The organism is Magnetovibrio sp. PR-2 (assembly GCF_036689815.1).
Classification (GTDB): domain Bacteria; phylum Pseudomonadota; class Alphaproteobacteria; order Rhodospirillales; family Magnetovibrionaceae; genus Magnetovibrio.
In genome coordinates this window covers 1-7,632 of the sequence record NZ_JBAHUR010000027.1, presented here as the reverse complement: position 1 = coordinate 7,632, position 7,632 = coordinate 1, and the positions used below count along the sequence as shown (strand labels likewise).

The following is a 7,632-nucleotide window of genomic DNA, read 5'->3' as shown; positions in this document are numbered from 1 at the left end:
AAAAGTATTAAAATGCTAAAAGTAGACTGCTAAACAAATCTGCTCTCGCAGCTTGAATATCAGTTTCAGTCATTAATCATTTATGACAGTGGAGCCCGCGCATTCTGCATCCGTGACCTTTCCAATGACGGCACGGACGCTAACCTCTTCGGACTTCATCTTGTCGAGCAGTGTATCCAATTTGTTTTCTGGTACGGCTATGAGTAACCCGCCCGAGGTTTGCGCATCTGCCAAAAGCAATTGCTGCGACGGGCTCAAATTCACACTAAAGCTCGTCCGTGGTGCCGCATGTTCTAGATTGCGACGCGTACCACCAGGGCAAAGTCCCTGTTCCAGAAAGTCTTCTACATCATCAAACAAGGGAACATCCGCGTAACTGATGCACGCTCCCAATGGTTGGCCAAAATCTTTGGATGAGGCCCGAAGCATGTTGCCAAGGTGCCCGAGCAAACCAAACCCGGTCACATCTGTAACCGCGCTAACGCCACATTCTGTCGCCACGGATGCCGCAGTTGCATTGAGCGTTGTCATCGATGTGATCGCTTCCCGCAGCCCAGACACCGGCAAATGGCCACGTTTTACCGCAGTTGTCAGTATGCCCGTGCCGATTTTTTTGCTCAGTACCAGAACGTCACCGGGTCTCGCGCCAACGTTTCCAGTCACTTTATCTGGATGAACCGTGCCCGTCACAAACAGCCCAAATTTGGGTTCCTGGTCAACTATGGAATGTCCACCTGCAATGACGATTCCAGCTTCTGCACAAATGTCAGCGGCTCCCTTTAGAACTCGTCCTAAAGAGTCCAATCCCAGCTGCTCTACCGGCCAAGCGACGAAGCTGAGCGCACTTATGGGCTGTGCACCCATGGCATAGACATCACTCAAAGCATTGGTGGCAGCAATGCGACCATAGTCATAGGGGTCGTCAACAATTGGCGGGAATATATCAACGGTTTCCACCAGCGCTAAATCGTCGCGTAGCTTGAACACCGCTGCGTCATCTGAGCCTGAGTGATCAACCATCAAACGAGGGTCATTGCTCACGGGCAGTTTAGAGAGCGCCACAGCAAGGGCTGACTGGTCAATTTTGGCCGCACAGCCCGCAGCTTTCGCGAGGCTTGTCAGGCTGGGGGCAATTGATTCCATGTCGAATATCCTTTGATAGAAACATATAGTGTAAGTCTAACTGGCCCCCCACCAATAAGATTATGGGTGTAGATACCCTATGGCCAGCGTAAGGCATAGTCTTTATGAATGCCTATGTCCTGAGGGGGCTGAGTATCCTAGACAGATTTCAGCATGCCCAGTAGGCTACAACCAGATTTTCTTTTTCAATTTTACGCCGTAGCGCCCTAGAGCCGAGACCATGCCTAACCTCATTGTCCCCAAAGAACAGTTTGAAGAGTTGTTGATTGCTGATACGCCCTTTTTGGATGTTCGGGCTGAAATTGAGTTTTCTAAGGGTCGCTTTCCGACATCGACGAACATCCCTATTCTGCATGATGATGAGCGTCAAAAGGTCGGCACTTGCTATAAAGAAAAAGGTCGGGAATCTGCTATTGAATTGGGGCATTCTCTTGTCAGCGGGATAACCAAAGATCAACGCATTCAGGCATGGTGCGATTTTGCGGCCAGGCACCAAAACACCCATATTTATTGCTGGCGTGGTGGTATGCGGTCAAATTATGCGCAGGCCTGGATGTCAGAGGCTGGCATGGAGGTCCCTTTGATTGAGGGGGGATTCAAAGCACTGCGCCGGGTTGTTATCGACCAAATCAGCGATGCGGCAGAGCGATTGCCGATAATCCGCATTGGCGGCAAAACGGGAACCGCAAAAACACCTCTGGTTAATGAGATTGAATTCAGTACAGATTTGGAAGGTCATGCCAATCACCGGGGATCAAGTTTCGGGCGGCGGGTATCTGGACCTCCAACACAAGTCGATTTTGAACATGCCCTTGGCATAGATTTGTTGCGCAAACGTCGCCAATTCCCAAACCGGACATTGATTGTTGAAGATGAAGGCCGCCGCATCGGCTCATGCATCATTTCACAGGATTTTTTCCACAAAATGTGCGACGCAAGCGTTGCCATCGTCGAAATGCCCATGGAGTTCCGGGTTCAGCGCATTATCCAAGAATACGTGGTGGAGATGTTACAGGATTTTTTGAATGCGCACCCAACACATGGATGGGATTTATTTGTTGAGTATTTGTCGCAAAGTTTGACGCGTGTACAGAAACGCTTGGGACTGGAAAACTACAAACGCATTGCTGCGTTAATGGATGATGCCCTACGCCAACAAGATCAACACGGCGATATCAGCGGACACGAAGCCTGGGTCAACGCAATGCTGATAGATTATTACGATCCCATGTATGCCTACCAGCTTGAGAAAAAATCAGAAAAAGTCGTCTTTCAAGGGAGCTATAATGACGTCCTAAATTGGGCGCATGAACAAAGTCGCCCCATTTAAAGTATCCGCTTCGGGTCAAAAGTTAGCGTTTTTGCAGAGGCTTCAAAAGGTCCGGTGTCGGGTAAGTTTAAGACATAAAATCAGCGGTTTTGGGAAAGCAGACATTCAACTTCCGCTCTGACCCCGATAGCGGTAGAGTTGAAGAGCCGCAGCAAACGGTGAAAAATAGCCGAGGGCGGACAACGATGCTTTTGCGAGCGGTTTTATATAATCATATGCAGTGAAAAGGTGACGAAGCACAGTGCATGGACCAAAACTTCAACCTCTGCGCATTCCTGAAGGGTGGGAGGTGGAAATCAACCAGCTTTATGCTCTCGATCCGACCAAAGATGAGGTCGAACGGCCAGTAGGTTGTTTTTCCGGATCGTGCTTGTTGAAATTGTCACTTAAGTCTAAAGGGGCGCAAAGAAAAGCGCTCTACGGTCTTGATGTCGATTGGCACCCAGAGGGGGAATGGGATACTGGCGGGTATAGAGTTGTGGCCTACATTGGTGACGATTGGTGGGATCAGGTTTGTGAATTCAAGACCAAGGAGCGTCGTGCTGCTGTGGAAAAAATTGAAGCGCTTCTCCATCAATTGCATACATAGTAATATAGCCGTCAGTTAAGGCCCTGGATACTGTGGCCTGTGGGGGATTTGTAATGCGTATGCCTGTCTTTTTTGCAGTTTTCATCATCTTGGCACTGATGGCTGGGTCTGGGGCTGGGGCTGGGCCGTGCCACGCTTCTCCATTGCCGCAAGACGTTGCACCGTCGCCCCTGCACGTCGCCGTTGATGCAGGGGATCTCAAAAAAGCCCAAAACCTGATTGCCAAGGGCGCAGACGTTAACGCAACAAACGAGATTTATGAAACGCCGCTGCACCGCGCCGTCGAAGCAGGTCGTACGGACATGGTCAGGCTGTTGCTTGACAACGACGCGGATATCGAGGCGCGCGAGTTTAACGGTGAAACGCCCCTGATCAAGGCGGTAATCCACGAACATTTAGATGTCGTCAAACTTTTGCTTGAGGGCGGTGCAGATATCGATGGTGAGGATGTCGTTGGCGGAACGCCCCTGCTGTATGCGGGCGAGAACCTGGAGATATTGGCGTATCTAATCCGCAAGGAAGCCAATCTCTGGGGGGGCAGTGATGAGGGGCATACACTCTTGCATGCCTATGCGGGTAACGGTGCGCTTGAAGCCGCAAAAATCGTGGTCGAGGCGGGCGCGGAACTCTATGCCATGACCGATGACGGCAAGCTGGCGGTGGACCTCGCGCGGGAAGCCGGCGAGCACGACATGGTCGCCTACCTGGAAAAAATGATGGCAAAAACACCGCCCGAAGACTACGAAATCCAATTGATGTTCATGGAGGCCGCGTGGGCAGGAGACTGGGACAAGGCCGATGGGTTTCTCGCCCAGGGCGCGGATATCAATGGTTTTGATTTGGGCAATGCCACCTTGTTGATGAACGCCGTTGGCACAGGCCGTATGGACTTGGCCAAGGTTTTGGTCGCGCGGGGGGCGGACGTCGATGCCATGCACTGGGCCGGAGGCAATGCGTTGCACGTGGCTGCTATTGATGGGCGCTTGGAATTTGTAGAGTTTCTGATCGCCAATGGGGCGGACGTGGACCAACCCGACACCCAGCTTTGGACGGCGCTACATCATGCCGCCGACGGTGGATACGGTAAGATCGTCAAGCTTCTTTTAGACAAAGGCGCCGATCCGAACCTCGAAGACCTTGACGGGGGATATCCGCTCAACGTGGCGCTTGATGTGGGGGACGAAGAGATCATCCAAATGCTTCGCGATCACGGGGCGAAGGCGTCCATTTGGTTGCCCGACGAGATTGGTGACCTTCCCCAAGACCTCCTGGAAATGGCGAAAAAGGAAATCGCCCCACTGGAGAAGCTTCTCTACGAACGAATGGACTTCAATGAGGACAACTCCGATGAGGCCGTGTTTCTCCCTCTCCCTGACCCATCTTGCATCGAAGCGGGCGGACAAGATTGTCTGAAACCGCTTCATATCGTCATCTTTCAAGACGGGGTCTGGACAATCCTGGACCGCGTAAAGGGCTGCATGGCCTTTGATGAAGTTCTTTCCAATTCCGAGACGTCCTACGCGGATGTGTACTGCTTGGAGCCGACACAAGATGATGCGCCCCCCTTCTGGATGCGCTGGAAAGACGGCAAGGGCTATCAGCCTGTCCGTGAATAGGCCGGATGAAGCAGAGTGGAGAAGCTATGATACCGTTTGCACGTCATCTGGCGTTCGCCGTCTGTGTTCTATTTGCTGCGGTTGCCTTCGCGGTCCTGCCGCCGGAATACTATATGCACGCTCGCGCCCACGCTGATCATCATATACAGATCGAAATTCATGCCGTCCAACCGCCCGCGCAAACGCCGGGGGGGTGCGAGGTTTCAGGCCGGGTCGTCACCGTGTTTCGCAGCCAAGATGGCATCTTGAAACCGGGAAGCACTGTGAGTTTAGAGGTGGATTGCACACAACCGGGCGACAACCTGCCTGTCGGCCCAGTTCTGTGGCACGAGGTATCGCATCTCGTGTCCGCGAGGTTCATGGAAGTATATCTAGACGGCGAAGACGTGGGCACCTTGGACGTTGCCTTTTGGCAATCCCACGTCATTGACGGCCCGTCGCAAACGCCCCACATGCCACAGCCCGATCATGGATCACGATAACGATAGGTCCAGATCAACGTGTGGATGGTTTCAGCGTGCATGATCGCCATTTCCGCAAGGCAATGGGCAAGATTTGGCCCCCGAATGGTCCCGCCGGACGGAACCGAAGCCTGACACACATGATGGCGATAAGTTTCCCAGGCCTCTTGGGCGGCTTTGTAATGCTCGCGTTCCTCGGGCGTCGCCTTGGTGAGAACGGTATTCAAAAGCTCGTTCATCCGATTTTCCGCACGTTCAAGGTTTTGCTGCGCACAGTCCAACTGCGCCGCTGTGGTATAGGCGTTGAGGCACGGCCTGGGCGGATCGGAATAGGGGTCAGGTTCCAGCGCTCGTGCGCCACCTGGTACACTCACACACAATATCCAAATGATGGCCGTGAGAATGGTCAATGGCGGTTTCATGTTTCTTCTCCTCTGGCTGGCGGAGTGTTATCATGGATCACCATACTGCCGCGCGGGCCTTTCGCGCAATGGAGGGACGGATGCTGGGGGCGATCGCAGGAGATATTATCGGATCGATTTACGAATACTCCGCCGTTCCAGCGGATGGATTTCCTTTGTTCAAAGACACGTCCACTTTTACTGACGATACGGTACTCACCATTGCCGTGGCCGACTGGATTTTGTCCGGTGGTTCCATTGAAAGCCACTTGCGCCGGTGGGCGCGTCGCTATCCGGATGCGGGATATGGCGGCCGATTTAAAGTCTGGATGCTGGACGATAAGGCTGAGCCTTTGAACAGTTATGGCAATGGGTCGGCCATGCGGGTCAGCCCCATCGGCTGGTGTGCCAAAACACCAAAGGACGCTTTGCAGTTGGCCCGGAAATCGGCGAAGCCGACCCACGGACACCCCGATGGTATCGCTGGTGCGCAGGCCGTGGCACTGGCCATGTGCATGGCACAAAACGCAAAGAGCATAAGTGACATTCGCGCCGAAATTGAAAAACGGTTTGGCTATGATTTGTCCACTACGGTTGCCCAAATCCGCAAAGACTATGGATATGACATCACCTGCAAGGGCAGCGTGCCCCAAGCCCTGGTGTGTGCCTTGGAAGCGGACAGTTATGAACAAACCATCCGTAATGCCATTTCCCTTGGCGGGGACGCAGACACCATCGCTTGCATGGCAGGGGGGCTGAGTGAAATTCTTCACGGCATGCCCAAGGCCATAAAGGCAGAAGCGCTCGCCAGACTGGATAAGGACTTAAGGGGTGTTGTCAAAAAATTTGAAAGCTGTTTTGTCAGTCCAAGCTTAGTAGGCCGGGCTCGACGGTTGTTAAAGTTCTCATAAGGTCGTGGAGTAGATCGAATGCAGGGGACGGGCTGGTTACGCTCCGTGATGGGGCAGATCAAGACGCTCATGTTTAAAAAGGGTGCGCGGGATTACCAAGCTCAATTCATCGCCATTGCTGAGGAGCAGTGCACGACCGTGCGCAATTCTTCCTGGCCGGATCGCAAGGCCGGCGTCGCGGCGGCATACTATGCGCAAAGTGTGATCGAAAATGTACCCACCAACCTGGAGGCCACGGTTTACGTGGAACAGGTCTTGAAGGCGCTGGGCGAGAGCCGTGAAAGTGATTTTGTCGATCCAGTCGACCTGCCCATTGATATGGGATGCGGCATGGGGACGTTCATGGATATTCTCAACAACATTCGCAAAGTCGCACGAGAAGACGGGATCGTGATTGATGAAAACGATTAGGGCACGGAAACATATCTTTCATACAGCTCTCTTACAATTTTTGTGCATGGTGGTCTCTGGGTGTTTGGGGCACACCAAGATGCCACCGGCCAGAACCTTGTTACCAATTGAGGGTACGGGTGCCGTGTATCTGTTTTGGACAGAGCCCGAAGTGGATATTCCCAGGTTCGACAAGCTGGTTGTTGAATTGAGCGGTAAGCCCGTTGCCACCCTGCGATCTGGCTCTTTCACCAGGGTGAACATGACACCTGCGGGATATGTGGTGAGTGTGAAGGCGGCTGGGAAAGATGAAGCCGAGATACCTCTGAAAACACGTTCCACCTATCTCGATTTGCCTATACATGAAGATGAGGCCGTGTATTTAGCCATGACGCCCATTACAACCGTTCACAAAATTCCGGCGCGTGAAGTTGGTGTTTTGGAGGCTTTAACTCGGCTTATTGTCACGCTTCCCGCCTGCACGTATGGGCAAAGTGGATCCTCCCTTTGTGATGATGAAAAAGATCGCTATTACATTGAGGCCGGAATGGAGCGGATCGCTTTGGAGGAAGCCCTGAAGAGATTGCCCAACCTACGCTACATCGGGGAATGACGCCTGGCTTTGTTCAACTGCCACTATCGTATATGTGCGCATTGGTGGTTTTGGCGCTAATAAATTTGCTTACTATTGTCATAGGGACTTGGTGAAGTGGGAACCGCGTCGCTGTCCGTGTCGTTGCCCGCGTCATTGCCCGTGTCATTGCCCGCGTCATTGCCCGCGTCATTGTCTG

Annotated in this window: 9 protein-coding genes; 7 read left to right on the top strand and 2 right to left on the bottom strand. The window is 52.8% G+C overall.

Annotated elements, in window-relative coordinates:
- Positions 1-72 precede the first annotated feature (72 nt).
- Entirely contained in the window at positions 73-1,143 is a 1,071-nt protein-coding gene (gene selD / locus V5T82_RS17975; RefSeq protein ID WP_332897057.1) for a selenide, water dikinase SelD, read from the bottom strand.
- A gap of 220 nt (positions 1,144-1,363) precedes the next feature.
- Between selD and mnmH the strand changes: the two genes are divergently transcribed.
- From mnmH to V5T82_RS17955, 4 genes are all read left to right on the top strand, one after another.
- Positions 1,364-2,473 carry a tRNA 2-selenouridine(34) synthase MnmH gene (gene mnmH, locus V5T82_RS17970; protein WP_332897056.1) on the top strand — a complete coding sequence of 370 codons (1,110 nt, stop codon included), beginning with the start codon at positions 1,364-1,366 and terminating at the stop codon, positions 2,471-2,473.
- 241 nt (positions 2,474-2,714) lie between these two features.
- A complete protein-coding gene (locus V5T82_RS17965) occupies positions 2,715-3,062 on the top strand; it encodes a hypothetical protein (RefSeq protein ID WP_332897055.1) in 348 nt (115 codons plus the stop codon).
- Between the two features lie 53 nt (positions 3,063-3,115).
- Positions 3,116-4,678, top strand: a complete 1,563-nt coding sequence (locus V5T82_RS17960; RefSeq protein WP_332897054.1) for an ankyrin repeat domain-containing protein — start codon at positions 3,116-3,118, stop codon at positions 4,676-4,678.
- Positions 4,679-4,704: 26 nt separating this feature from the next.
- Positions 4,705-5,160, top strand: a complete 456-nt coding sequence (locus V5T82_RS17955; protein WP_332897053.1) for a hypothetical protein — start codon at positions 4,705-4,707, stop codon at positions 5,158-5,160.
- Here the strand turns inward: V5T82_RS17955 and V5T82_RS17950 are convergent.
- Complete coding sequence (locus V5T82_RS17950) at positions 5,145-5,561, bottom strand: lysozyme inhibitor LprI family protein (RefSeq protein ID WP_332897052.1); 417 nt, start codon at positions 5,559-5,561, stop codon at positions 5,145-5,147. The two genes, V5T82_RS17955 and V5T82_RS17950, sit on opposite strands and share 16 nt — an antisense overlap.
- A 32-nt stretch (positions 5,562-5,593) precedes the next feature.
- Here V5T82_RS17950 and V5T82_RS17945 point away from each other — a divergent pair, with 32 nt between their 5' ends.
- The 3 genes from V5T82_RS17945 (at position 5,594) to V5T82_RS17935 (ending at position 7,454) form a co-directional block, all read left to right on the top strand.
- On the top strand, positions 5,594-6,451 hold the full coding sequence (locus tag V5T82_RS17945) for an ADP-ribosylglycohydrolase family protein (protein WP_332897051.1): 858 nt from the start codon (positions 5,594-5,596) through the stop codon (positions 6,449-6,451).
- 18 nt (positions 6,452-6,469) lie between these two features.
- The gene (locus V5T82_RS17940) at positions 6,470-6,862 is read left to right on the top strand and encodes a hypothetical protein (protein WP_332897050.1); all 393 of its coding nucleotides are present in this window, start codon (positions 6,470-6,472) and stop codon (positions 6,860-6,862) included.
- Positions 6,863-6,941: 79 nt separating this feature from the next.
- Positions 6,942-7,454: a hypothetical protein gene (locus V5T82_RS17935; RefSeq protein ID WP_332897049.1), complete on the top strand. Its 513-nt coding sequence runs from the start codon at positions 6,942-6,944 to the stop codon at positions 7,452-7,454.
- Positions 7,455-7,632 lie beyond the last annotated feature (178 nt).

Coding starts and splice junctions, on each gene's coding strand:
- V5T82_RS17935 (WP_332897049.1), top strand. CDS start 6,942: ATGCCACCGGCCAGAACCTTGTTACCAATTGAGGGTACGGGTGCCGTG.
- V5T82_RS17955 (WP_332897053.1), top strand. CDS start 4,705: ATGATACCGTTTGCACGTCATCTGGCGTTCGCCGTCTGTGTTCTATTT.
- V5T82_RS17950 (WP_332897052.1), bottom strand. CDS start 5,561: ATGAAACCGCCATTGACCATTCTCACGGCCATCATTTGGATATTGTGT.
- V5T82_RS17960 (WP_332897054.1), top strand. CDS start 3,116: ATGCGTATGCCTGTCTTTTTTGCAGTTTTCATCATCTTGGCACTGATG.
- V5T82_RS17940 (WP_332897050.1), top strand. CDS start 6,470: ATGCAGGGGACGGGCTGGTTACGCTCCGTGATGGGGCAGATCAAGACG.
- V5T82_RS17945 (WP_332897051.1), top strand. CDS start 5,594: ATGGATCACCATACTGCCGCGCGGGCCTTTCGCGCAATGGAGGGACGG.
- selD (WP_332897057.1), bottom strand. CDS start 1,143: ATGGAATCAATTGCCCCCAGCCTGACAAGCCTCGCGAAAGCTGCGGGC.
- mnmH (WP_332897056.1), top strand. CDS start 1,364: ATGCCTAACCTCATTGTCCCCAAAGAACAGTTTGAAGAGTTGTTGATT.